Raw genomic sequence first — 26,467 nt, 5'->3', positions numbered from 1 at the left:
CCGATTAGAAGAGACCTGTGATCTTACCTGTCTCATCTACATCGATCTTGGTTGCTGCCGGAACTTTCGGGAGACCTGGCATAGTCATGATCTCACCTGTCAGAGCAACGATGAATCCTGCACCTGCGGAAATCTTCAGGTTACGTACTGTTACCTCAAAGTCTGTCGGTGCACCAAGTTTTGTCTGATCATCAGTCAGACTGTACTGTGTCTTAGCAACACAGATCGGGCAGTTGCCAAATCCAAGTGTTTCCAGCTGTTTTGCCTGTTTCTGAGCATTTGCTGTAAGAACAACTTTCTTACCACCGTAAACTTTCTGTACGATGTTATTCAGTTTATCCTCGATGGATCCCTCAAGCTCATAAGCATATGTGAAGTCATTCGGCTCCTCAACAAGACGGATTACTTCCTCAGCAAGCTTCATGCCGCCTTCGCCGCCTTTTGCCCATACCTCGGAAAGTGCAACGTTAACGCCAAGCTCTTTACATTTTGCCTCAACCAGGTCAAGCTCTGCCTTGGTATCGGTCGGGAATGCATTGATAGCAACTACACATGGAAGTTTGTATACATTCTTGATATTGCTTACATGTTTCAGAAGGTTTGGAAGACCTTTCTCAAGAGCCTCAAGGTTCTCGTTGTTCAGATCTGCCTTCGGAACACCACCGTTGTATTTCAGTGCACGAACAGTAGCTACGATAACAACTGCGCTTGGATGAAGGCCTGCCATACGACACTTGATGTCAAGGAATTTCTCTGCACCAAGGTCAGCACCGAATCCAGCCTCTGTGATAGCATAATCTGCAAGTTTCATAGCCATCTTTGTAGCTGTTACGGAGTTACATCCATGAGCGATGTTTGCGAATGGTCCGCCGTGTACGATTGCAGGAACATGCTCCAGTGTCTGTACAAGGTTTGGTTTCAGGGCATCTTTCAGAAGTGCTGTCATAGCACCCTCTGCATGAAGATCACCAGCTGTTACCGGTTTCTGCTCGGAAACTTTACCATAGGTATATCCGATGATGATTCTGGAAAGTCTCTCTTTCAGGTCTTTGATGTCACTTGCGAGGCAAAGAACTGCCATGATCTCAGATGCAACTGTGATGTCGTATCCGTCTTCACGAGGCATACCGTTTGTTCTTCCGCCAAGACCATCTACTACATTACGAAGCTGACGGTCGTTCATGTCCACGCAACGTCTCCATGTGATCTTTCTCGGGTCAATGTTCAGGTCATTGCCCTGGAAGATATGGTTGTCGATCATTGCTGCAAGAAGGTTGTTTGCCGCACCGATCGCATGGAAGTCACCGGTAAAGTGAAGGTTGATATCCTCCATCGGAACTACCTGTGCATAACCGCCGCCTGCTGCACCACCTTTTACACCGAATACCGGTCCGAGGGATGGCTCACGAAGAGCTACCATTACTTTTTTGCCCATTTTCTGCATTGCATCTGCAAGACCAACGGTTGTTGTTGTTTTTCCCTCTCCTGCAGGTGTCGGGTTGATAGCTGTTACGAGGATCAGCTTACCATCTTTCTTGTCACTCTCTTTTAACAGATTGTAATCAATTTTTGCTTTGTACTTACCGTACTGCTCCAGATATTTGTCATCAATACCTGCCTTCTCTGCAATCTGTGTAATTGGAAGCATTTCGCACTCCTGTGCAATTTCGATGTCACTTTTGAATCCCATAATGTTACCTCCCTTTAGGTATTTTTACAGTTTTTAATCCCTTAAAACTGCATTTCTATAAAAACAGGTCCCATCCTGTTCTTAACTATTTTTCATTTTTAAAGACATTTCAGAAATGCCTTTAAAGACCCAATGATAACGTCTCCCATAACGGCCATATCCTCAGCCGCAAAGGAAACCGGAAAATTATCGGAAAACAAGATCTGCGAAGACGGCGGGAACTCATCATCGCCCTCCCAGAGGATCATCTGAACTACATATCCCGGAAAGATCTCCACCTGGTATGCAATATCTCCATGATCCACGGGAACCGCATGGATGTGTTCCATGATCTCCTTGAAATCCTTAAGTCTGTTTCCGTATGTGAAAGCCAGGCGTTTGATGCACCTGCCATCAAACTGACGGAGATAAACCTCTCCCCAGGGCATTTCCCTGTATGTTTTAAACCTTCCGCTTCCCTGAGATACATTCCCGTTCAGCAGAAAACGGATAGCTAGGATCTTTGCATAATGCATTTCCTCAAGAGGATAAAATCCCGCATCATCTTCCTCATGAGTTATCTGAAAATCCGGCCAGGAAATATAATAAACGCTTCCCAGGAATTTCAGAGTCAGTTCTTTCTTCTCTTCGTCATAAGGAAGCGAAAGACGTCCGGCAATTTCTGCCGGGTCTGCCTTAGCGAACTCCTCTGTATAATGCTCCCAAGGCATTCTTTCTTTGCTGTCTTTTTCATAATTCAAGTCATTTATACTAAAAGCCATGTTTTACCTCTGCTGTTTTAGTCTGCTTTATCTCTTCTGCTGTTCTTCCATAACAGACGGAAACAGATTTGTGTCCGTATGCGGAATAAAGCATGCACCTACAAACTCATCCATATAGGTAGGAACTGTAGAAAGCTCCAGGTAAGTCATATTGGAAGCCAGTTCATAGGTTTTCTTCTCTGCTGATGTGGAATGAAGCATCAGATAAGCACCTGTAAGAGAAGAGTTTCCAATGTAATGGAACTTCTCAAGAGGAATATCCGGGAACATTCCGATATGCACTGCATTGGCCATATTGATTCCGCTTCCGATTCCACCGGCAACATATACATCGTCGATCATGGAAACATCGAAGTCAAGAGAATTCAACATGGTACGGATTGCTGAGAAAATAGCGCCTTTGGCACGAATAAAGTTATCAATATCTACTTCTGTGATCTCAACATCCTTGGCAGAACCGGCTTCCTCTTCAAACGCGATCACATAGCTTCCCATACCATAATGATCGTGACGGATTCTTTTGCCTTCACGGACAAATTTTCCCTTCGGATTGATGATTCCTGTCATAAAAAGTTCACTGATCACATCAATGATACCGGAACCGCAAAGTCCTACCGGTTTGGTTCCAGGTTCACCTACAACCTTATATGTCGGCTCCATAGTTTCTTTATCAATGGTACATGCCTCAATAGCACCGTCTGTAGCACGCATACCACAGCTGATATCTCCACCCTCAAAGGCAGGACCTGCGGAACATGCACAGCTCATCATAAAATCGGAATTACCGAATACAAGCTCTCCGTTAGTACCAAGGTCGATAAACAGAGAAAATTCCGGTCTGTTCCAGATCATACTTACCAGTGTACCGGCAGTGATATCTCCACCTACATAGCTTCCGATATTCGGAGCCATGATAATATGTGCATCCGGATTGATCTCAATTCCCACATCCGATGCAAACAAGGAATTTGTTTTGAAAAACGTAGGAATATACGGTTCCATACGAAGCGGATCCGCATTGATCCCTGCAAACAGATGATTCATGGTTGTATTAGAAGCAACACACATCCGGTAGATCTGTTTCTCCGGGAAATGAATGCTTCTGCACATCTCATGGATCATCGGGTTAATGGTCTCTTTGATCACCGCGTCCTGAAGTTTCTTCTTTCCGCCAGGTTTCTGAGATTCGATGATACGGTTGATAACATCCGCACCAAAACGGATCTGTCCGTTTCCGGAAGAACTCTTGGCCAGGATCTCTCCTGTTTCCATATTGATCAGGACTGCCGAAACGGTTGTGGTACCGATATCTACAGCAAGACCACCGATCACAACATCTTTCTTACTGTCAAAAATATCATAAACATACATGTCATTTGGTGCTGTACGAACCACGCACTTCACAGAAAATTTACTCTCACGAAGTACATCTGGAAGCTTCTTAAGCACCGCATACGGAATTCTGACACGCTTCAGGTTCATAAACTTCTGAAGTGCACGGGTCAGTCTTTCATTATCCGGCATGGTATCATCCAGTGATGGAATATCCATCTGAAGTTCCACAACATCAAGACTGTTTGTAAGTTCTATGCCAGCCATCTCAACTTCATGCTTGGCATTTTCAAAAATAGCGATTTCTTCTTTTGAGCTCAAATCAGCCACTTTCATTCGGCTCTTATATGCGGATGCAATATCCGGAACAAGAACCTCCACATCTGCACTGATCTTGCTCATACAGGCCAGACGCCAGCCTGCGCCATATTCTTCATCCGAAATATGAAGAGTTTTCTTTGAGTCCAGTTCTCCGCTTTTTAACTGTACCCGACATTTTCCACAGGCTCCGTTTCCGGAACATGGTGCATCGATAGCCACATTGGCACTACGAGCAACCTCCAGTAAATTATCCCCCGCATTGGCAAATGCTTCTACCGTACTGCCATTTTCAAAAGCAAAAGTCACCTTAAACATTCGGCAACCACCTTTCTCGCCTCGTAAAAGTTATTCGTCTTCCACCTGTGGCGTTGGGAGTTAGACTAAACTATATTAGTAAAAAAGAGGCTGAAGGCCGAAGCCCCCAGCCTCTGAAACAGCGCTCCTGTTTTGTTCACACGCCAAATTAGATCTCAAGGTAAGAATCTGCGTAAAGTGTGTTACCCTTGAATACGTCACAGGATTTGATTGTCTCCATAAGACGAAGGTCGTTAGGGTTAACGATTGCAGATGTAAGACCATTCATCATAGCCATAGCTACAAGAGCAGAGTCCATGATCGGACGGATATGTTTTGGCATACCGTTACTGTTGTTGGAAAGACCGCCAGTGGAGTTCAGACCCATCTCGGAGAACATCTTGATTGCCTCAAGAACTTCCATCTGTTTGTCCTGCATTCCTTTTACAACAAGGAAAAGCGGATCAAACCAGAGATCCTCTGCTTCCATACCAAGGCCAAGACCTCTCTCAAGCATGTTCTGGCAGTGCATCATACGCTCGTCATTGTCTGATGCAACCATACCGGAAGAGCAAAGTGCGATACAGATCGCATCGTTAGCTGCTGCAAGGTCGATATTGGAAATTCTGTCTCCAGCATCTGCAGAGTTTACGATCGGTTTACCTTTGCTTCTGTTGTATACGGAAATACCAGCCTCAATAGCTTTCTGGTTTGTAGTATCCAGAGCAAGCGGAACATTGTCAAACTCAGACTGAAGGAGCTGTACTGCCCATTTCATAAGGTCCTCGCCATCGTTCTCAGCAGGTCCGATATTTACGTCAAGATATGTAGCGCCTGCATCAAGCTGCTGTTTTGCTCTTTTGATGATCGGCTCAGGATCTCTCTCAGTAAATGCTTTATTTACTGCCGGTGCTGTTGTTGAAAGTCTCTCCCCAATTGTTACAAATTTTGCCATACTCGTGTTCTCCTTTACATATTAGTAGGATATGGCTGTGTAGCAAACCTGCACAGCCGTTTATAACTGCCGGCGATATTGCCGGACAGCTGATTTCTTAAACCTTAAGTTTATGCATCAAGGTCTTTTAAGAATTTCACAAGCTGTACTGCTTCTCTTGGTCCTACGATGATCTCCCATCCAGGAAGCTTAGCCTCAAGATCGCCCTTAAGAACTGCTACTTTACCAGGAATAACCAGTCTTCTGCATTTAACCTTCGGCTCAACATTCTCTTTGATATACTCGGAGATGCTGTTTCCGGAGAATTTACCTGCTGCCCAGGATGTAAGTACGGAAAGTCCGCCTGCATCATTGATCACCAGGTTAAGCGGAACACCGGAACGCTCCAGCTCGCCAGATACTACGAAATATGTAAGAGCAAAGTCTACTGTTGTTACAACGAGAGAATTCTCGTCTGCTCCGTTCAGAGGATAAATGCCCGGTTCTACCTTCATTGGCTTCTGCGGGTCTGTAAATACGTTCTGACGAAGACCGAACAGCGGAAGTGCCTCTGCATATGTCATCTGCTCCATAACGATGATAGAACCATATTTCATAGTAAACATGGAAGCAAGTGCTGCCTGTAAATGTTTGTCACCCTTCGCAAGTTTAACAAGGTTAACGATAGAAGGATAACCAAATGTTCTGTCCTGATTCTTAAGAGCTGCACGACGAACCTGTACAGTATTTGCAAAGGTCTCTTTGATGTCAGCTCCTGTTGTATCAAGTACGAGATTCTTGTTGCCAAGTTTCTCAATAGCTGCTGTAGTATCATATAACTCATTAATGTCCTTACCGGATACACCGAGAACTACGCCTGCATCTGTAGCAACCTTGCTCATTGCCTCGTAGTTGGAAGCGTTTGCTCCGTTAAGAACCGGTTTGCCGTCCTTACATACTTCAAGGGCAGCTTTTGCGATCTCAGGATCTGTACAGCCAAGGATCAGTGTTCTTCCAAGACCTTTAGCCTTCTCTACAAGTGCTGTAAATTTTGCAGCATCTGCATTCTCATCGCAGTTTACATAAACAAGCTCTACATGCATTCTCTCACCGATACGATCATAGTCAACGTGTGGGATCTCTGCAAGTTTTGCTTCTACTTCTTCATCACTCATGCATGTGCAAAGTGATACGGCATATCTTGTTTTGCTTACAAATGTCTTCTCATGTCTGAAAAGAACAGTCTCTCCACCAAGTGTAAACTCTCCATCGCCTGTTCCGATCTTGATAGTTTTCATTGGCGGTGCAGTTGCCTCAGAAAGAGATGCTAATGCATCCTCGGACATATGAGGACACTGCTCAATTTTCATAGCGCCCTGTGCAACTTTCATAGAGAAAGCCATACATGTAGGGCATCCACATTCCTTACAGTTTTTCTTTGGTGTTAATTTAAAGATCTGAATACCATTCAGTGCCATAGCTCTTTATCCTCCTATTTATTACGCAAGTGCTTTGATCAGCTTGGAAATTGTCTTAACAGATTCCGGATGTCTTAAGATAACTGCATCAGAACCAGCTGCAAGATCAGCTGCTGCTGTCTCAACTTCCATGTCGATTCCACGCTCGTCCTGTGGTCCCCATGCCGGCATGTCTGCTTCAGAAGCCATTGCCTCTTTAACATTCCATGTCTCAGCGGATACAGGTGTAATAATAGGCATCTGCAGCATGTTATCATTCTGCCCTAAAGCGGCACCTTTGATACGGTCCATAGTAGATACTACGTACTCATATCCATAACCAACTGCTGCACTACCGATATTCATAACGATCTTCTTAGCATCTACACCAAGCTGTGTAGTAACAACGTTAAGCTGTTTAGCAAGGTTGATATCAACGGCAGACTCAGCGCCTACGATCTGATTGTAAGCAAGACCTGCTGCTGCACCGATCGCTTTGTAGTTCTCCTCTTTCTCGGAAAGGATCAGTGCATTTCTGCCCTGAAGAGCCTCTGCAACCTTCGGAAGGAGCTCTGCATCCTTCTCAACATTCTTGCAGCCCTCTACAACCAGTGGACAGTCAACTGCATCTGCAACTTCTTTAACAACTGCGATCAGCTCATCGATAGATTTGTTAACACCGTTCGGGTCGCCGCCCTCAAGAATAAGTGCAACAAAGTCAGCACCCTCCATAGCTGCAGCTTTCTTAGCAATGTCAGCCATTGTAGTAGCGCCTTCATAGTAAGCTTTGATACCTTCAGATACGCCCTCAAGACCCATATCAGAGATCTCTACACCGATCTTCGGGCAGTTCTCTGACTCTGCGTCAAAGGAATAAAATGGGAATGTACAATCCCCACCAATTGTCACAGTCTTATCTCCGCTTCCGATTGTGACAGCATTAATCTTTGCATTGAACTTTTGTGGTTTCTGATTAAACGGCATTTTTCGTTAGCCTCCTTAAAAATAATAATTAAAAACTACAGAGCTTCTTATATTATACTACATAGCACCAGTTATTGGCAAGATGCAGCACTATATTTCTGTTAAAAAATCAACAAACTTTTTAACAGTTTACAGGAGAAAGGATGTCCGCACATCCTTTCTCCCGGATAAATTACATCATCGGATCAAGTCCGAGAGCCGGATGTCCTTTTTCTGTAAGGAATGCAACCAGTGTCTCCGGATCTTCTGCGATCGTCTCATCACCGATCATGTCTGTAAAGTTATCGATTCCGTAAAGCTCTTTTGCAGTCTTATTAAGTCTGTCAGCTACGAATTCTTTCAGTTCTTTTGGCATCCATACGATACGCTCGATACCGCCCTCAGCCTTCATGAACTTCTTGGAGGAAATGAAATGTTTACCATGTCCCATGAATCCAGGTGTCTGAACTCCACCACCTGTCATGGATGCCATCTCAGGGAATGTCATTCCAAGTGGTGTCATGCCTGCATACTCACGGTTAGCAATAACAACACCGTTGGAGAATGGCTCGATACCACAGATACACTCGAAGCATCCGCAGGAAGTCATCGGATCCTGCATGATGGAGTACAGTGTAACGTGCTCCAGAGCACCCTGGGAGAATTTCTGAACTGCCTCATCAACGTCCTCATAAGAACCAAGATTCTCATCGATCGGACGCTCTTTTGTGATGATCTGGCAAGGGCCAGCTGGGTCAAGCTGATGTGTAGCTTTTGCATCCAGCCATGAAACCGCACCGCAAAGACCAAGTCTCTCAGGTGTTACTACACATACGTGGCTTGGTGCGAATGCCTGGCAAAGGATACAGCTGTAATATACGTCAACAGACTCATCTGTCAGAGTATCAAGACGCTCATCACGTTTGTCAAAGATCGGAATTGCAACCTCATGACGGATTCTTGTACACTCAGCAGGATCTGTATAGATAACAACCTCACATTTATCAACAACTGCATCGAACTCATTTTTAACAGATGCATAAAGAACTTCACCGATATGTTTGATTCTGAATCCTGCATTAAATGCGTCAATGCTGATACGGATACGCTGCATATCACGCTGTCCTGTATGGTATACACCCTCGATACAGTTGATGTAGTTGTGGAATTTACGCTCGATAACCGGCTCAAAGTCAGGCTGCATATTCTTACCTGCAACTTTAACAACATATGCAATGCTGTTCTTGCTGCCGAATTCCATCTCATCTACTTCAGGTCCGATTACTGTGATCTTGTGATCCTCGATCTCAGAAGCATCGCAGGTATGTACAAGCTCTGCACAGTCTACACGGGAGCCATCGAACTCAACCTGCATATCTTTACGACGGATGATCTCACCCTCGAATGCAGATGCGAAAGCAACCGGAATATCAATATTTGTGATCTTGATCTTAATATCACGCGCCTCAAGAGAAGTAGCGTTAAATTTACTTACGTCCTCCTGAACGATAAGGCTCTTCGGTACACGGAAGATATTCTCTGTCTCATTTGTAACAACCGGGAATCCAAGTGCGATAGCGCCTGCACCGCATGCTACGATCACATCATCCAGAGGTTTGAATGCGTTAACAAATGCCGGTACACGATCCATTGTGTATTTCATAAGTGTTCCTGCATCTCCAGGTGTTACGTTACCGAAGATCAGAGCTGCACGGATCGCAACGGAAACTACATGAACAACAGATGTAACATCTTTTCCAAGAGGAATAACACGAACGTTGGCACCTGTCTTCATTCCGGCTTCTGCAACCTGATCAATGATTCCGCCAACAAGTGTTACCAGGATACCCTGTGCCTGATAGCTCTTTACAAGAGCAACACCCTCTTCTGTAGTAGGAGCAGCACCAAGGATAACAGCAACGCCTGGGATATCGCCTGTTACAAGCGGTACACCGAGCTCACGGATAACAGCATCACCAAGATGTCCATAGCATGGCTCTTCGTAAGGAGTTGCTCCGTCGATATATTTCAGAACCTCGATGAACTCTGCGCAGAGTGCTGTAGCAACACCGGACATGAATGCATCGTTCAGTCTTTTCTCTCTTGTCATAAGTGTTTTTACAACGCCAAGAGCTTCTTTTAATTCTTTTAATGTTGTAACTTTTGTTCCTGTTACAGCATAGTAGCAAGGAAGGCTGTAAGCGGTATTCGGGAAGCTGACAGCTTTGTCTTCGCCATACTGAGCGATCGCGCCGTCAATAGCACCCTCTGTTAAACCATATACAGCATCGTTTCCGCCGAATACTCTATCAAATAAAGTCACTGTAATACCTCCTATTTTTACAGAATTGAATTCTGATCAATTTTGTCTTTGATTTTTCTGATTTCAGCTGTTACAGTTTCACTGAAATCGTAGGGAGATTTCCCCTGACGATCAGCATCTATAACTTCTGTATTGTAGTGGATCATTCCAAGCAGATCCTCTGCCGGGATCTTACTCCGAATAAATTCCTCATCCTCCGGATTTCTTACCTTATTGGCCACGACCTTAACCTGAGAAACTCCCAGATCCTTTGCAAGACGTTTAACATTCTTATATGTCTGTACACTTCTTGCCCCTGGTTCGATCACTACAATAAATTCATCCATGCTCTCCGTGGTGCCCCGGCCCAGATGTTCCAGGCCGGCCTCCATATCCATGATCACCACATCATCTCTGTGGATCACAAGGTTATTGATCACTCTTTTAAGCATCACATGTTCAGGACAGACGCATCCGCCTCCACCTGTTTCCACAGTTCCAAGGACAAGCAGCTTTACGCCATTACAGGTTTTTCCATAAGTATCCGGAATATCGTCTACCTTTGGGTTCAGTTTATAAAACTGATTCTGGCTGTTGGCTCCGGTGCGTTCTTCTATGAGCTTACGCATTTTTGAGATTGGAACAATAGAATCCAAGGTTTCCTCGTCAAATCCAAGGGCAAGACCCAGGTTCGCATCCGGATCCACATCCGCCGCAAGGACTTTTTTTCCCTCATCTGCGTATAGTCTTGCAAGTGTTGCTGCGAAAGTTGTCTTTCCTACTCCGCCTTTACCGGTTACTGCTATTTTCATTTTACGTCTTCCACCTTTTATAACATTTTAAAGATCGCAACGGATTAGATTCCTAATGCTGTTCTCTTCTCTTCAATTCTCTCGATCATAAGATCAACTAATTTCTCGATGTCTGTCTCTACTGTGTAAGCAGCACCTGTCCATTTTCTTGTTCCCTCTGTAAGAAGCTCGCACATTTCTGAAGAACCGGAAACATATGGATCAACACCAAGGAATGTATCAATACCAGTACCAACTACGTAGTTACCGATGGATACAGCTTTTTCAGACATCCACTCAGGAGCACATCCTACTACAGGAAGCTGATTGATCTGAAGTCCTGCATCTTTTGCAAGTTCAGCAGCCAGGATCATCATACGGGAGATATCTACGCAGGATCCCATATGAAGTACTGGTGGGATATCAGCCAGCTCACAGACACGTTTCAGACCTGCACCGCAGAGATCTCTTGCGGATTTGTCCATCAGACCAGCTTTAGCAGCTGCCTGTGCGGAACATCCGGAAGCGATGATAATGATATCATTTGCGATACACTTCTTCATCAGTTCGATATGTGCATAGTCAGGACGGATCTTAGGATTGTTACATCCAACCATAGCAACAGCACCACGGATAACACCGGAAGTGATGCACTCAAGTAATGGTTTGGTTGTTCCTGTTACATCAACCTGAGAGTTTGTAACACCATCAAGAACTTTAACGATCGCTTCTACTGAATAACCAACAGTAGCTTTCTGTTTCAGCTGTGGGATATGTACAAGCTCAGGTTTTCTGTTCTTGAAGTTATCGATAGCCATCTTAACGATTGCTTTTGCATTTTCTCCTGCTGTCTCAGCGTTGAATCTGATAAATTCAGAATCCGGCATCTGAGCGATCGGAGAAGTTGTAACAAATTTAGTATGGAAGCATTTGCTCAGAGGTCCTAATGCAGGGAAGATACACTGAACATCAACTACGATCGCCTCGCAGGCACCTGTCAGCACTACGTTCTCCTGCTGCAGGAAGTTACCAGCCATCGGAACACCACGACGCATAGCTACCTCGTTAGAAGTACAGCACACACCGGAAACTGTGATTCCTTTTGCTCCTACAGATTTTGCATAATCGATCATTTCTTTGCTGTCTGCATACTCACAGATCATCTCAGAAAGACTCGGATCATGTCCATGTACAACAATATTTACGTTCTCTTCAACCATTACTCCAAGGTTAGCCTCTGTATCAATCGGCTTCGGAGTTCCGAATAATACATCAGAGAACTCTGTTCCCATCATGGAACCGCCCCATCCATCAGCCATGCCGCAACGAATAGACTGTTTTACAAGTGCTTCCGGAAGAGAAGAACATCCCATATGACTCATATGCAGAGAACTTGCAACCTCACGGTCGATAGCACGTGGTGCGACTTCGTTCTCGATCAGTTTTTCTTTCTGTCCTGCTGGCATTCTGTCAAGGAATCTCTGATATCCGAACGGTTTACCATATTCCATAAGACCGATCTCAGCCATCTCATGAGCCAGATCATAGATATCCTTGCCTTCTGTTTCCACGCCCCACTCTTTGGCGATGCGAAGCAGTTTCTCAGGATCTTTTACCTGATAATTTCCGCCCTCTTTTGCACAGTACAGTGTATGGCAGATCTCACGACCATGATCGGAGTGAGTAGCTGCACCACCGGCTGTAAATTTAAGGAAGTTTCTTCCTACGATACCATGAGCATCACATCCACAGATTCCTCTCGGAGCCTTCGGTGTAATACGACACGGTCCCATTGCACAGATACGGCAGCAGATACCCTGCTCACCGAATTTACAGTGCGGAGTCTGGTTCTTTGCACGGATCTGCCATGCATCTGCTCCTACCTTTGCACCTGTCTCGAGAAGACGGGCTGTAGCGGCTTCAAATTCCTCCACTGTAGTTAATTTGAATTCACTCATTATAGACCTCCTTTAATAGCACATCTATTTTTATTTTTCTTTTTATAATAAGCCCAGGGCAGGAACCCATCCCCACCCATGGGTTATTCTCTTTTATAAAAAAAGGTTTATATTCCATTATAAACCTAATTTATCAAAAATTTCAAAAGCTGCTTTTCTCATCGGATTATCCTCAGGAAGAGTAACGGTTGGTTTACCATCGCAGTCATATTCATAAACTGCCTCATCCTGTGGTACCACACCGATCAGATCGAGACCCTGATTCCGGATCTCCTCAAGGATTCCTGGATTCAGTTCTGCTTTTGGCGCGCGGTTGATAATAAGACCCACTCTGGAAGGCTTCATATCGCATTCCTTAATAAGTTCTGCGATCCTGCCAACTGCCTGTACACCTCTTCTGGAACAGTCACTTACAAGGATTGCTGTCTCCATGCTCGGAAGGATTCCTCTGCTGATATGTTCCATCCCTGCTTCATTGTCCACAACAATATATGGATAATTCTTCTGGTATTTGGCAAGCTGTGCCTGAAGCAGACCGTTTACAAAGCAATAGCATCCTTTTCCCTGGGTTCTTCCCATTACAAGAAGATCGTAATCATCTTCCTCAGCAAGAGCATCCTCGAAACGTACCTCTGCATAATCTGCCTTGGACATTCCTTTGGGGATCGGGCTTTTCTCTGTCATCTCAGCATGTGCGATCTCCTCACGTACATCGCCAAGAGTTGTATCTACTTCTACGCCAAGAACCTCGTTCAGATTTGAATTGGCATCTGCATCTACCGCCAGTACAGGTCCTTTTTTCTTTTCGCAGAGATACTGGATCAGCATTCCGCATAATGTAGTTTTTCCAACGCCGCCTTTTCCGGCGACTGCAATAACATGTGCCATAAAACGGGCACCTCCTGATTTTATATCTGTTATGCCGGCGCATAAGGGAGGTGCCTGATACTGTTCTGGCACCTCCGCATCGTGCCGGAATTCTTATTTATTTCGTTGATGATTAGATAAGTGTACGAAGTCCGGATCTGTCAATGATCTCGGATACGTCTTTCCATTTGTTTAATGCATAAAGATGGATACCGTCAACACCAAGAGCGCGATACTCATCGATCTGTCTGATGGTGTATTCGATTCCTTCTTCTTTGAATCGTTTAACCTTGTCCTCATAGAACATGTCAAATGGTTTACCATCAGCATCTTTAGCGTTAAACGGATTCGGGAACAGCCAGTTCCTGGAGATCAGCCTGCAAAGCTCACTGTCCATTACACAGCCGTTACGTGAAAGAGCCATATTAATGGTAGCTGCCTGGTCCAAGATCGGCATCACGCCAACATCTACAGGCATTGTCACCCCAGCCTCGCGGATAGCGTCCAACCAGTATTTAAACTGTTCCATATCCCAGCAGAGCTGAGTCATGATATAATCAGCACCATTGTCCTGTTTCTGTCTCAAAACAGCAATATCAGCCTCCAAGCTTCTGCATGCGATATGGCCTTCCGGTGAACCGGCTACTGCGATCTCAAACTTATCGCCAAATTCATTACGGACAAATTTAACAAGGTCTGTCGCATAATTGAAGTCTCCGCAGGTCGTTGTCTCACCAAGCGGAATATCTCCGCGAAGCGCCAGCATATGGTCAACGCCATCTGCCAGATACCGTTCCAACTGCTGTCTGATTCCTTCTTTTGTGTTCTTGATCACTGTGAAGTGTGTTACAGGAATAGTTCCTGCATTCCTGATCATCTGGCATACTTCCCTGTTGGCTCCGACATTTCCGCCGCCGGCACCGTATGTACAGGAAATATACTCCGGTCTATACTTCATGAGATGTTCAATGGTTCCCGGCAGGTTTGCCATACCTTTTTCTGTCTTTGGCGGAAAAAGTTCAAAGGAAAGCAGCATTTTTTCTCTCATTGCTTCAGATAATTTCATTGATCGTCCCTCCGCGTATTTGTATCAGTCACACTGCAGTTTCACGATGCTGTTTGCAAGATCCACCATAAGGATACTGCCTTCTACCACGCGCTCATCTCCCATGATATCTCGAAGGATCAATTTATTTCCGTCCACATCGATCCGGCTTACATTCTTAAAGATCACAGAATTATCTTCTTCCTTATATACTGTTGCAAGACACATAATCATTCCTCCAAATAAGTGGCATCATTTAACCACTATGCTGTCAAAACTATTCTGTCGGTTTTTATTTCAACTCTTCCTTAACAAGTGTAAGGGCAAGTCCAAGTCTCATATTGCCTTTCTGAAAATCTGCAACTGCCTCTTTGATCGTCTTCGCAGCTGCATCCATGTTAAGCTTCTTAAGATTGTCAGCCATCTGATCAAGTTCTGCGGCATGATGCTCGTTATGCTGCAGCATGTAGGTAAGAAGTGCTACAGTCTCATTCTTGCAGTCACCGTTCTCGCAGGAACCGCAGTGTCCATCACCGTGTGTATGACAATGGTTATCTCCTTCCGCATGGCTGTGTGTATGGCTGTGAGTCACACCGTCCTCATGGGTGTGCTCATGTGTATGTTCATGGCTGTCTGCATGTCCATGCTGAACAAGATTGCCATTCTCATCTTTGATTAAATGCATAAATACCCCTTTCCTGTATCCGCTGGGCGGACACTCTCATGACAAGAATTTATCAATTAAATTTATTATACATCTTTTCACTGTTATTATCAAGAAAATAATTATAAAATATAGCCAAAATTATATGCTGTTTTTCCTATTTTTCCAAAAACTTTGACAGTAAATTAACTCGATTGTTTCATTTTTAACGAAGTTAGTCTCTTCAAACCACAACTCATTACCCAGTCTGCGCGTCTGTCCAACTCTAAGCTTTATCACTTTTGTAATATAATTGATGTGATTCTTTCATATTTTTGTGCTATAATAGCAAAAGCATGGAAAGCAGAACATACAAGGAGGAATTATTTTGAAAGAAACTGTTTTTCTGAACAACGACAGAGAAATGCCTCTTCTGGGGCTTGGCGTATATAAGTTGCCCGATGACGTACAGGCCGAAGCAGCAGTCACTTCTGCTATTTCCGCCGGCTACCGCATGATCGATACCGCTTCTGTTTATAAAAATGAAGAAAGCGTTGGACGTGCCATTGCCAAATGCGGAGTTCCCAGAAAGGATCTTTTCATCACCAGCAAAATCTGGAACAATGCGCAGCGTCTCGGCGATGTCCAGGGAGCTTTTTCCCGTAGTCTCGACCGTCTGAAAGTCAGTTATGTAGATCTCTATCTGATACACTGGCCGGTTCCCGGCTGCTATTTGAGCACCTGGAAAGAGCTGGAATCCATTCTGGAATCTGGACGTGCTTTAAGTATCGGCGTCAGTAATTTTGATATCCGGCATCTGGAAGAGCTTCGTAAGATATCCGGGGTTATTCCTGCTGTAAACCAGATTGAGTGCCATCCTTTGTGTTACCCTGCTGAACTGATCGAATACTGCAAGGCTTTCGGTATTCAGGTACAGGCTTATGCTCCTCTGGCAAGAGGTGCATATTTTGATAATGATGTAATGTGTGTTCTGGGGACCAAATATGCCAGGACTCCTGCACAGATCGGGCTTCGCTGGGCAATACAGAAGGGAATTTCTGTCATTCCGAAATCCATCAACCCGGAACGAATCCGCAGCAATGGAAACATCTTTGACTTCAATATCGAGGATGAAGATATGGCGATCATCGATACACTGAACGAAGATCTGCATACTTCTCATGTTCCAGAAGATCTCCGTGATATTCAGTTTTAATTTCCATAATAATGCAAAAAAGATATCTGTCAGATCATAAGTGATCTTCTGGCAGATATCTTTTTTTCTTTTCAGTTGATACGGCGATCCTGTTATTCCCAGCTTAGCATTTCACATATCTGAAACCCGGAAATATTTAACTGATCCGCTCACGCATTTCCCCACGGGAGCATGGGCGTTTCCACTTTTTTATCACGCAGCATCAGGTCCATTACTGCTTCCGCTGCTGATTTTCCTTCAAACAGTACGCGGTTCACTTCCGTTATGATAGGCATCTCCACCTCATATTTCTCCGCAAGCTCTCTTGCAGCTCTTGCAGAATAAACACCTTCCACAACCATCTGCACTTCTTTCATAGCTTCTTCCATCGTATATCCCTGGCCGATCAGATATCCGGCCTTTCGATTACGGCTATGCTTACTTGCACAAGTCACGATCAGGTCGCCGATCCCGGACAGGCCGTAAAAGGTTTCCATCTGCGCCCCCATTTTTTTACCAAGTCTTCCTATTTCTGTGATTCCCCTGGTGATCAGTGCCGCCTTGGTATTATCTCCATATCCAAGGCCGTCGGCAGTACCTGCTGCCAGTGCGATCACATTTTTCAGTGCTCCGCCAAGTTCCACCCCAAGGATATCCGGTGTTGTATACACGCGGAACACAGGGCTCATAAAAATACTCTGAAGGTATTCCGCAGTTTCCTGTGTATGTGCGCTGATCACACAGGTTGTAGGAAGTCCGCGTCCTACTTCTTCCGCATGGCTTGGACCGGAAAGTACAGCTACATTACCCTGCGGGATTTCTTCTTCGATCACCTCGCTGAGTGTTTTCAGTGTCTTTTCCTCAATACCTTTAGCAACATTGACGATCTTCTGGTCCCTGCACACAAACGATGCCATCTTGTGTGCAGTACTCCGGATATACGGGGAAGCTACTGCCAGAACTGTTACATCCACATCCTTAAGCGCACGCTCCAGATCTGTCAGGACATCGATTTCATCCGGAAGCCGTACCCCCGGAAGCCTGTCAGGATTTTCTCTTTTTTCCCGGAGTTTCCGGGCATTCTCCGGTCTTGCTGACCAAAGAAGGACTTCATGGCCATTATTATGCAACAGGAGTGCCAGGGCTAATCCCCAGCTCCCCGAACCCAGTACGCTGATTTTTGCCATAAATCTTACCTCTTATTTTTTATTCTTACTGCTTAAAAACACCTTATTCTCTGTTCCATGAAACAGTCTTACAATGTTTGCCCTGTGTCTGTAGAACGCCATTGCTGTAAGAACTGCCATCACGATATAAAGCTCAACAGTATGCGCCTGATCCATCCCATATTTTCCCATATGTCCAAAAACTAGGACCAGGATAAAAGCCACCGCATATGCACTGAGAGAGCAAAGCGATACATAATGAGTTGTAAAGAACAGTGCAAAAAAGACAACTGCACATACAATAAATATCCGCCAGTCAAAAGCAATGATCATGCCTACAGAAGCAGCAATTCCCTTTCCACCGCGAAATTCCATAGAAATCGGAAAATTGTGGCCGAGGATACATCCCAATGCTGCATAAAGGGTAAGAAGCGGAAGGATACCATTCATGGAATTTCCATAAACCATTCTCACGATCACAATAGCCAGTACACACTTCAGGCAGTCTCCCAGCAGGGTGATCGCTCCCGCTTTCTTTCCAAAGGTCCGGAAGGCATTCGTAGTACCCGCATTCCCGCTGCCATGATCTCTGATATCTGTCTTGTGGACTTTTCCAATAATATAGCCTGTCTGAAAAAGCCCGCATACATAACCGATAACAAGACAAATAATACGTTCCATACTTTTATTCCTTTTCCCCGCGCTCGCGGATGATAAATTTCAGGGAAGTTCCGGAAAATCCAAATGCATCCCTGATCTTGTTCTCCAGATATCTTACATAGGAAAAATGCATCAGTTCCTTGTCATTGACAAAGATAACAAATGTCGGCGGTTTTACCGCAACCTGTGTCATATAGAAGATCTTCAGTCTTCTTCCTCTGTCAGACGGCGGCTGCTGAAGAGCGACTGCCTCAGAAAGGATCTCATTAAGAACACCTGTCTGGATACGAAGTGTCTGATTTTCGATAACTGTATCGATATTTTCGAAAAGCTTTGGAAGTCTCTGACCTGTTTTTGCAGAGATAAAGATGATCTGTGCATATGGCATAAAGGAAAGGATCTGACGGATCTTTTCCGTATGCTTGTAGATGGTCTTGTCATTTTTCTCAATGGCATCCCATTTATTTACCGCTACGATGATACCCTTTCCTCTGTCATGAGCGATTCCCGCGATCTTAGCATCCTGCTCGGTAACGCCCTCGGAGGCATCGATCACAACTACAACCACATCTGCACGCTCTACAGCTGTCACAGTACGGATAACACTATAGCGCTCGATCTCTTCTTTTACCTTACCCTTGCGTCGAAGTCCTGCAGTATCGATAAAAATATAATCTTTTTTGTTCCAGGTAACCTTTGTGTCTATAGCATCACGTGTGGTTCCTGCAATATTGGATACGATCACACGCTCCTCTCCAAGAAGCTTGTTGATCAGAGAAGATTTTCCCACGTTCGGCTTTCCTACAATGGCGATCTTCGGAATATCATCCTGATTTTCCTCTTCACTCTTATCCGGGAACTCTTTGATCACCTCATCCAGCATATCTCCAAGGCCTTGTCTGTTAGCTGCGGAAATCGGGATCGGTTCTCCGATTCCAAGATTATAAAACTCATATACGTCCATCATATATTTCTGGTGGCTGTCTACCTTGTTAACTACAAGACGTACCGGCTTGCCGCTGCGGCGGAGCATATCTGCCACCTTGGCATCGGAATCCACAAGACCCTGGCGGACATCTGTGATAAAAATGATCACGTCTGCCGTATCAATGGCGATCTGTGCCTGCTCTCTCATTCTGGAGAGGATGATATCGCTGCTGTCCGGCTCGATTCCGCCTGTATCGATCAGAGTAAATGTCCTGTCAAGCCATGTGACATCTGCATAAATCCTGTCACGGGTTACTCCTGGTGTATCCTTTACTATGGAAATATTGTCACCTGCCAGAGCGTTAAACAGAGTGGATTTGCCTACATTAGGCCTTCCCACTATCGCTACTACTGGTTTGCTCATAAATCTGTCTCCTTCTTGTTTGTTTATGTTCCGGAGGGTAGATCACGGCTTCCACCAGATCACGTCCTCCTGTGTCTACGATTACAATTTCTGTGTTCAGTGCTTCCGAAAGCTCTTCCAGTGTCATGTCATCCAGAAAAATCTCCTCATCACCTTTTAGCATGCTGCACGGGATCAGAATCTTCTCTCCAAGGTCAAGACCGGAAAGCTGCTCTTTCAGATCCTGCCCGGTGATCAGGCCGGACACTGTGATCTTTTCACCGAAAAAACGATTCTCGATGGTTGTGACCGGAATCTGCACATTGGGATATTTCTTCTGGATCTCTTTTATATAGCGTGCGATAAAAGGCGCTGCCAATTTTCCTGTGGCGATCCTGCCTGTCACCTTACGGTCGTCACCGGAAAGCCCCTCCAGCGTTTCTTTTACTTCCGTTTCCAGAAGTCTGAGCATTCCCACGCCATTCTCAAGCTGCAGATATCCATCATATTCATCCTCACAGGGAAGCTCCCTATCTGCCAGAATATACCATTCGTCTGAAGCATGGATAAAATGGATCCCATATTTCTCCATCATGATCTTCTGCCAGCGTTCGATCTGCCCCAGGACTTTTTCAGCATCTTCCTTATTAAAAGGTTCCAGAGGATAGAGACCTTCTCTGTATTTGGTAAGTCCTACCGGTACAACAGAAACGCTCTGAAGGACCGGCGCATAAGCGGAAAGCTTTTCGAGGCTGTATTCCAGCTCGTCTCCGTCATTGACACCCTTACACAGTACGATCTGTCCATTCATGGTGATTCCTGCATTGTACAGCATATCCACCTTATCCAGAGCCTTTCCTGCAAAACGGTTATGCAGCATTTTACACCGGAGTTCCGGATTCATTGCCTGGAACGAAATGTTGATCGGTTCCAGATGATAGCGGATCACACGCTCAATATCCTTCTCGCTCATATTGGTAAGCGTAACATAATTTCCCTGAAGAAAGGAAAGCCTGGAATCATCATCCTTAAAATACAGCGTCTCACGCATACCTGGAGGCATCTGGTCAATAAAACAGAACATACACTTATTTGAACAGGAGCGATAGTCATCCATCAGTCCTCCGTTCTCAAATTCTATTCCAAGGTCTTCCTCATATTCCTTCTCTACCTCCAGCTCCCACTCTTCACCATCAGGCTTCTCTACCAGAAGCACCACGAGCTCTTCATTCATGAGATACCGGTAATCGAAGACATCTTCCACAGGCTGTCCGTTTACAGACACAAGTCTGTCTCCCGGCTCCAGCCCCAGCTCCTCGGCAATACTGTCGGGCAGCACCCTGGAAATCATATGCTTTCTTAATTTCATCATTATCTCCCTTTTCTATCCCGTATATAATAACAACTTTGCTCTTAAAAATCAACACTTTGAGAAAACACCTTGACTGACACGTGGGTCTGATGTTATAAATAGACTGAGAATTTTTAATGACATACACTTAGGAGGAATATTATGCCAAACATAGAATTGCTGGAAAAGTCTATGCCTGTTGCCCCGATCCGAATCGCCGCACTTGCCGGATGCCGCGAACTGGCCGAGGAGGTTGACAAAAAGCTGGTTAAATTCCGTAAAGAACTTGTAGCCGCCAAGAAATCCACCATCATCCCACAGGGATATGCAGAAAAATCTTTCCTTGTAGATTGCGAATGCCCACGTTTCGGAACCGGTGAGGGTAAGGGTTACATCAAGGAATCTGTCCGCGGAACAGACCTTTATATCATGGTAGATGTGACCAATTACAGCCTTACTTACAGCGTATGCGGTCATGAGAACCACATGTCTCCGGATGACCATTACCAGGATCTGAAGAGAATCATCTCCGCAGCCACCGGTAAAGCACACCGCATCAACGTTATCATGCCATTTCTTTACGAGGGACGTCAGCACAGACGCACCAAGAGAGAATCTCTTGACTGTGCACTTGCACTTCGCGAGTTAAGTGCCATGGGTGTTTCCAACATCATTACTTTTGATGCTCATGACCCACGTGTACAGAACTCTATTCCGCTGAAGGGCTTTGATAACTTTTTCCCCACATACCAGTTCCTGAAAGCATTGGTCAAAAATGTCCCTGATTTCAAGCTTGACAATGATCATCTCATGATCATCAGCCCGGATGAAGGTGCCATGTCCCGTGCTGTATACTTCTCCAATATCCTTGGAGTCGATATGGGTATGTTCTACAAACGCCGTGATTACTCCACCGTTGTCAACGGAAAGAACCCGATCGTTGCTCACGAATTCCTCGGAGATTCCGTAGAGGGCAAAGACGTTGTCATCATCGACGATATGATCTCTTCCGGAGAAAGCATGCTGGATGTTGCCCGTCAGCTCAAAGAGCGTAAAGCCGGACGTGTATTCGTCTGCACAACCTACGGTCTGTTTACAGATGGCGTAGCCAAATTTGATGAATATTACGAAAAAGGCTGGCTGGACAGAGTCATCACAACCAACCTTAACTATCGTATTCCTGAGCTTCTTGACCGTCCATACTATATCGAAGCAAATATGAGCAAATATCTTGCAAGTATCATCGATATCATCAATCATGATGTATCTGTCGAGAAGGTTCGTTCCAGCAACGAAAAGATCATGGATCTCATGAAAAAAGTCAACGAACAGTAATAAATGCTCCCAGGTTTCCACGTTTCCCGTGAGAAGCCCTGTGTGAGTAAAGAAAGAGCGGATTACAGCAGGTGCAGATGCCCGGCATTGAGATCCGCTCTTCTTTTATGCCTGCATCCAGAAAGATCCTTCGGTTCGCCTCCCACAGATTCAGCTGGTATTTCCCATCTGGTTTTCTGTAAAAAAGCACATCCCAGTATTTTTCTTCAAACGCCTCTCTAAACTGATCGATCACATCTTCACTGACTTCATAGCAATCCTGACAGATAGAAGGACCAATGGCTGCATAAAGCTCTGAAGGATCTGTCTGAAATTCCTCAGTCATCTTCTCCACCGTCACTTTTCCGATCTTTCCTACAGTACCTCTCCAGCCGGAATGAGATAATCCCACAGCTCTATGTACCGGATCTATAAAGAAAAGTGGTACACAGTCCGCATAAAACGTTGCCAGCACCAGTCCCGGCACATTGGTGATCATTCCATCCACATCTGTATAAGGTCTTGGTTTTGTGATCCCATTTCCTCTGTCTTCTTCCGTGACCACACGTACATTGGTGGTGTGTGTCTGATCAGAGGTTACGATATCTTCCATGGAAAATCCCATAGCAGCAGAAAGTCTGCGGTAATTTTCCCGCACCGCAGACTCTTCATCCCCTCTTGTGAAGCTTAAGTTCATAGATTCATAAATCCCCTGGCTTACTCCTCCCAGGCGGGTACTGAAGCCATGTACGATCCCGGGAAATTTCTCAAAAGCAGGATATGTAAGCCAGGTAACCTCGTTCTTCTGATTTACATTCATTAGCTGTTTATCTTTATACCATTTTATTTTCATCTTATGTGACCAGTCCTTTCAACTGCAAAAATCAAAAGCATTTTTTATCCAGTGGATGTTCTCTCCATCAATTCCTACTACGTCAAAACGGCAGGGAGGCAGCTCCCGGTATCCATGTGCAATCAGATAAAACATTGCCACTTTGCTGATGATCCTCTGTTTTTCTCTCCCTACCGCTGAAAAAGGACTTCCACTCTTTCCGTTCTTTCTGTATTTCACTTCAATAAACACCAGATATCTTCCATCCTGCGCAACAAGATCGATCTCACCACTTCGGCAACGAAAATTTCTTTCCTTGATCTGCAGCCCCTTTTCTTGCAGGAACGCTGCAGCAATTCCTTCATAATAGCTGCCCTTCTGTCTTCTATTTTCCTTCAGATAAACAAAACCTTTCTGTTTTTGATGTCGGTATCTTAAGTATTTTTATACAAAATGTGTGATAAACGTTTTTCTATGTATCGGACTTGGTCCATATTTCTTCAGTGCTTCAATATGCGCTGCAGAACCATATCCTTTATTGGAGGCAAATCCGTATTCCGGAAGAACCTTATCATATTCTTCCATCATCCGGTCTCTGGTCACTTTGGCAACAATACTTGCTGCCGCAATGGATACACTTTTTGCATCACCTTTGATGATGGGTACCTGCGGAATCTGGATTTCCGGTATGGTAACCGCATCGTTCAAAAGCAGCTGTGGCTGTACAGAAAGCCTGCTCACTGCCTGGCGCATTGCCTCATAAGTTGCCTGCAGGATATTGATCTCATCAATCCTCTCCGGACTTGCCATTCCAATTCCAACAGAAACTGCTCCCTCCAGGATCACATCGTACAATTCTTCTCTCTTCTTAGCTGTAAGCTTCTTAGAATCATTCAGCCATAAAATATCGCAGTCTTTCGGAAGGATCACCGCACAGGCGACTACCGGTCCGGCAAGAGGGCCTCTTCCCACCTCATCGATCCCGCAAAGATATCCAAGATGCTCATATTCATGTTCATATTTCTTCATGCTCTCTGTACGTACACGCTCATCCTCCAGAGCCTGAAGCTTTTTGTGATACTGCTGGATCAGTTTCTGTACACCGCTTCTCTCATCATTTTCATAATGACGAAAAAGGGCGTTATATTCGCCCTCCTTCGCTGACGCAAAACGCGCCTTGATATCTTTCATTGTTTCCATTACGCTTCCTCCGGTCCTTTTGGAAACTCCAGAGTCACTTTTCCCAGTTTTCCGGAACGAAATTCTTCCAGCAAAAGGCGGGATGCTTTCTCATAATCAAGCTCTTCGCCCTTTTTCAGACATCCTCTTGCTTTCGCAACTGCAGTAAGGATATCCAGCGGTTTCAGCTCTTCTTCTACATTGTATCTCTCTCTGATCGCTGCCGGATAAAACTCCTGCAGATATCCGATCAGACCCAGGGCAAGTTCTTCGATGTTCAGAATATCGTCCTTGATCGAACCGATATAGGCAAGACGCATTCCAACTTCCTGATCTTCAAATTTCGGCCAGAGAATTCCAGGGGTATCCAGAAGCTCCACACTTTTATTCAGACGTATCCACTGTTTTCCTTTTGTAACTCCTGGTTTATTACCGGTCTTGGCACAGGCTTTTCCTGCAAAGGTATTGATAAATGTTGATTTTCCAACATTAGGGATTCCTGCAACCATCGCACGTACCGGACGGTTTTTGATTCCTCGTCTCCGGTCTCTCTCTGTCTTTTCCTTACATGCCTCTGTGATTGCCGCAGAAACGGCCTTCATAGATCCCTTATTGCGGGAATCAATACTTACCGCATAGATTCCTTTTTCTTTGAAATATTCCATCCAGGCACGGTTCTGTCTCTCATCGGCAAGATCTGCTTTGTTGAGAAGGATCATACGCGCCTTGTTTTTTCCCAGCTCATCAATATCCGGATTTCGGCTGGAAAGAGGAACTCTTGCATCTACAAGCTCAATGATCAGATCGATCAGCTTGATATCTTCCTGCATCTGACGCTTCGCCTTCGTCATATGGCCTGGATACCACTGTACGTTCATAATTCACCTCATTTATCTATACTTTAATCTGTTTACTTTGATCTATTTTATAAAACCTATTTTATTTTTCGGAGAAACTGTAAACCAAACTTTCCCGACAATGTACTTCTTACTGATATTTCCGATATCGCTGAAGCGGCTGTCCTCACTGTTATTGCGATTATCACCAAGGACAAAATATTCCCCGCTTTCCAGAGTTATAGCACTATTTGCAAGTCCTCCATCTGTCATATCCTGATAAGCTCCGTTTTCTTCATAAACCTTGCCGTTGATATAGATCTTCCCGTCTTTAACCTGAACAGTCTCCCCGGGAAGGCCGATCACACGTCGGATATGCAGGGCTGCCGAGTCACTGGCGCTTGTTTTAAAAACGATCACATCTCCACGTTTTGGTGAACTGACCTTATATAAAGCCCTGTTTACAAAAAACTTTTCACTTACAGAATACGTGGGTTCCATGGCACTTTCCTGCAATGTCACAGTCTGAAATGCAGAGATTGCAACCAGCACAGCAAAAACCAGGGTCACAATAATTTCAAACACCCATTTCACGATTCCTCTTGTCCTGTCATCACGAAGCTTCTCCCTTGCTTCGGAAACAGCTCTGTTTTCCTTCAGATTTTCGATATTAATCTTCTTATTTAATCCCATATTCTATCCCCTGTATGTGTCTTTACACGCATACGCACTGATGTAAAAAGAGGGACAATAGCAAATGTTATTGTCCCTGCCTCTTTACTTATGAAATTATTTTACAAGCTCTTTAACCTTAGCTGCTTTACCTACACGATCTCTCAGGTAGTTCAGTTTCGCACGGCGTACTTTACCATGACGGATAACCTCAACCTTAACTACATGTGGGGAATGAAGCGGCCATGTTTTCTCAACACCAACACCGTTGGAGCTCTTTCTTACTGTGAAAGTCTCTCTTGTGCTTCCACCCTGTCTCTTAAGTACTGTACCCTCGAAGATCTGAACACGCTCACGTGTTCCCTCTTTGATCAGTGCGTGTACTCTTACTGTGTCTCCTACGCGGAACTGCGGTACTTCAGCTTTCAGCTGAGCGGACTCAATGTTCTTAATAATTTCGTTCATTTCTTTCTCTCCTTAATTATACTGGATGTTCTTAATACACATATGGTAACAGAGGACCATCTTTTTTCACAACATATGTGATTATACACTAGATAACTTCTCATTGCAA

General features: G+C 44.7%; 25 protein-coding genes. 2 read left to right on the top strand and 23 right to left on the bottom strand.

The genetic code is table 11. From position 1 onward, the window contains the following. Positions 1-4 precede the first annotated feature (4 nt). From NQ489_RS07255 to NQ489_RS07195, 13 genes are all read right to left on the bottom strand, one after another. Positions 5-1,690: a formate--tetrahydrofolate ligase gene (locus NQ489_RS07255; RefSeq protein ID WP_138277590.1), complete on the bottom strand. Its 1,686-nt coding sequence runs from the start codon at positions 1,688-1,690 to the stop codon at positions 5-7. 98 nt (positions 1,691-1,788) lie between these two features. Then, complete coding sequence (locus NQ489_RS07250) at positions 1,789-2,451, bottom strand: DUF3786 domain-containing protein (protein WP_021650185.1); 663 nt, start codon at positions 2,449-2,451, stop codon at positions 1,789-1,791. A gap of 27 nt (positions 2,452-2,478) precedes the next feature. Beyond that, a complete protein-coding gene (gene acsV / locus NQ489_RS07245) occupies positions 2,479-4,419 on the bottom strand; it encodes a corrinoid activation/regeneration protein AcsV (protein ID WP_015525294.1) in 1,941 nt (646 codons plus the stop codon). A gap of 148 nt (positions 4,420-4,567) precedes the next feature. Beyond that, positions 4,568-5,353 (bottom strand): carbon monoxide dehydrogenase/acetyl-CoA synthase methytransferase subunit, encoded by a 786-nt coding sequence (gene acsE / locus NQ489_RS07240; RefSeq protein WP_015525295.1) that lies wholly within the window; start codon positions 5,351-5,353, stop codon positions 4,568-4,570. Between the two features lie 110 nt (positions 5,354-5,463). Further along, entirely contained in the window at positions 5,464-6,810 is a 1,347-nt protein-coding gene (gene acsC / locus NQ489_RS07235; protein ID WP_015525296.1) for an acetyl-CoA decarbonylase/synthase complex subunit gamma, read from the bottom strand. 21 nt (positions 6,811-6,831) lie between these two features. Next, positions 6,832-7,773, bottom strand: coding sequence for an acetyl-CoA decarbonylase/synthase complex subunit delta (gene acsD / locus NQ489_RS07230; RefSeq protein WP_015525297.1), 942 nt, complete (start codon positions 7,771-7,773; stop codon positions 6,832-6,834). 172 nt (positions 7,774-7,945) lie between these two features. Then, entirely contained in the window at positions 7,946-10,075 is a 2,130-nt protein-coding gene (gene acsB / locus NQ489_RS07225) for an acetyl-CoA decarbonylase/synthase complex subunit alpha/beta (RefSeq protein WP_021650184.1), read from the bottom strand. 17 nt (positions 10,076-10,092) lie between these two features. Next, positions 10,093-10,866, bottom strand: coding sequence for an ATP-binding protein (locus tag NQ489_RS07220; RefSeq protein ID WP_015525298.1), 774 nt, complete (start codon positions 10,864-10,866; stop codon positions 10,093-10,095). Positions 10,867-10,910: 44 nt separating this feature from the next. Further along, the gene (gene cooS / locus NQ489_RS07215; RefSeq protein WP_021650183.1) at positions 10,911-12,803 is read right to left on the bottom strand and encodes an anaerobic carbon-monoxide dehydrogenase catalytic subunit; all 1,893 of its coding nucleotides are present in this window, start codon (positions 12,801-12,803) and stop codon (positions 10,911-10,913) included. A gap of 117 nt (positions 12,804-12,920) precedes the next feature. Next, on the bottom strand, positions 12,921-13,691 hold the full coding sequence (locus tag NQ489_RS07210; protein ID WP_044960447.1) for an ATP-binding protein: 771 nt from the start codon (positions 13,689-13,691) through the stop codon (positions 12,921-12,923). A gap of 112 nt (positions 13,692-13,803) precedes the next feature. Further along, positions 13,804-14,736 (bottom strand): methylenetetrahydrofolate reductase, encoded by a 933-nt coding sequence (locus NQ489_RS07205; protein ID WP_015525303.1) that lies wholly within the window; start codon positions 14,734-14,736, stop codon positions 13,804-13,806. Positions 14,737-14,760: 24 nt separating this feature from the next. Continuing rightward, positions 14,761-14,943 carry a CooT family nickel-binding protein gene (locus NQ489_RS07200; RefSeq protein ID WP_021975843.1) on the bottom strand — a complete coding sequence of 61 codons (183 nt, stop codon included), beginning with the start codon at positions 14,941-14,943 and terminating at the stop codon, positions 14,761-14,763. 64 nt (positions 14,944-15,007) lie between these two features. After that, positions 15,008-15,400, bottom strand: coding sequence for a hypothetical protein (locus NQ489_RS07195; protein WP_021650179.1), 393 nt, complete (start codon positions 15,398-15,400; stop codon positions 15,008-15,010). A 346-nt stretch (positions 15,401-15,746) separates the two neighbouring features. Between NQ489_RS07195 and NQ489_RS07190 the strand changes: the two genes are divergently transcribed. Then, positions 15,747-16,574, top strand: a complete 828-nt coding sequence (locus NQ489_RS07190; protein ID WP_022426672.1) for an aldo/keto reductase — start codon at positions 15,747-15,749, stop codon at positions 16,572-16,574. Between the two features lie 149 nt (positions 16,575-16,723). On the opposite strand, the gene NQ489_RS07185 is transcribed toward NQ489_RS07190, so the two are convergent. From NQ489_RS07185 to NQ489_RS07170, 4 genes are read right to left on the bottom strand one after another with little or no spacing between them, the layout of a single operon-like run. Next, a complete protein-coding gene (locus tag NQ489_RS07185) occupies positions 16,724-17,740 on the bottom strand; it encodes an NAD(P)H-dependent glycerol-3-phosphate dehydrogenase (RefSeq protein WP_021650176.1) in 1,017 nt (338 codons plus the stop codon). Positions 17,741-17,752: 12 nt separating this feature from the next. Then, a complete protein-coding gene (gene plsY / locus NQ489_RS07180) occupies positions 17,753-18,400 on the bottom strand; it encodes a glycerol-3-phosphate 1-O-acyltransferase PlsY (protein WP_015525308.1) in 648 nt (215 codons plus the stop codon). 4 nt (positions 18,401-18,404) lie between these two features. Further along, on the bottom strand, positions 18,405-19,730 hold the full coding sequence (gene der, locus NQ489_RS07175; RefSeq protein WP_021650175.1) for a ribosome biogenesis GTPase Der: 1,326 nt from the start codon (positions 19,728-19,730) through the stop codon (positions 18,405-18,407). Beyond that, positions 19,693-21,078, bottom strand: coding sequence for a radical SAM protein (locus NQ489_RS07170; RefSeq protein ID WP_044960436.1), 1,386 nt, complete (start codon positions 21,076-21,078; stop codon positions 19,693-19,695). The genes der and NQ489_RS07170 overlap by 38 nt, the downstream gene beginning before the upstream one ends. 144 nt (positions 21,079-21,222) lie before the next feature. On the opposite strand from NQ489_RS07170, the gene NQ489_RS07165 reads away from it, so the two are divergent. After that, complete coding sequence (locus tag NQ489_RS07165; RefSeq protein WP_015525311.1) at positions 21,223-22,395, top strand: ribose-phosphate pyrophosphokinase; 1,173 nt, start codon at positions 21,223-21,225, stop codon at positions 22,393-22,395. Here NQ489_RS07165 and pgeF read toward each other — a convergent pair. From pgeF to rplS, 6 genes are all read right to left on the bottom strand, one after another. Beyond that, entirely contained in the window at positions 22,382-23,227 is an 846-nt protein-coding gene (gene pgeF / locus NQ489_RS07160) for a peptidoglycan editing factor PgeF (RefSeq protein ID WP_021650173.1), read from the bottom strand. The genes NQ489_RS07165 and pgeF overlap by 14 nt on opposite strands. Positions 23,228-23,245: 18 nt before the next feature. Next, a complete protein-coding gene (locus NQ489_RS07155; RefSeq protein ID WP_044960433.1) occupies positions 23,246-23,605 on the bottom strand; it encodes a YraN family protein in 360 nt (119 codons plus the stop codon). A gap of 45 nt (positions 23,606-23,650) precedes the next feature. Next, positions 23,651-24,406 (bottom strand): ribonuclease HII, encoded by a 756-nt coding sequence (locus NQ489_RS07150; RefSeq protein WP_015525313.1) that lies wholly within the window; start codon positions 24,404-24,406, stop codon positions 23,651-23,653. Next, positions 24,406-25,263 carry a ribosome biogenesis GTPase YlqF gene (ylqF, locus tag NQ489_RS07145; RefSeq protein ID WP_015525314.1) on the bottom strand — a complete coding sequence of 286 codons (858 nt, stop codon included), beginning with the start codon at positions 25,261-25,263 and terminating at the stop codon, positions 24,406-24,408. Before ylqF ends, NQ489_RS07150 begins: the two co-directional genes overlap by 1 nt. Positions 25,264-25,305: 42 nt before the next feature. Continuing rightward, positions 25,306-25,914, bottom strand: a complete 609-nt coding sequence (gene lepB, locus NQ489_RS07140; protein WP_015525315.1) for a signal peptidase I — start codon at positions 25,912-25,914, stop codon at positions 25,306-25,308. A 96-nt stretch (positions 25,915-26,010) separates the two neighbouring features. Beyond that, positions 26,011-26,358: a 50S ribosomal protein L19 gene (gene rplS, locus NQ489_RS07135; RefSeq protein WP_015525316.1), complete on the bottom strand. Its 348-nt coding sequence runs from the start codon at positions 26,356-26,358 to the stop codon at positions 26,011-26,013. Positions 26,359-26,467 lie beyond the last annotated feature (109 nt).

This window comes from Blautia sp. KLE_1732_HM_1032 (genome assembly GCF_025147905.1).
GTDB lineage: Bacteria > Bacillota > Clostridia > Lachnospirales > Lachnospiraceae > Blautia_A > Blautia_A fusiformis.
The sequence above is the reverse complement of the archived record's forward strand: the minus strand, read 5'-3'. Positions and strand labels throughout refer to the sequence as shown.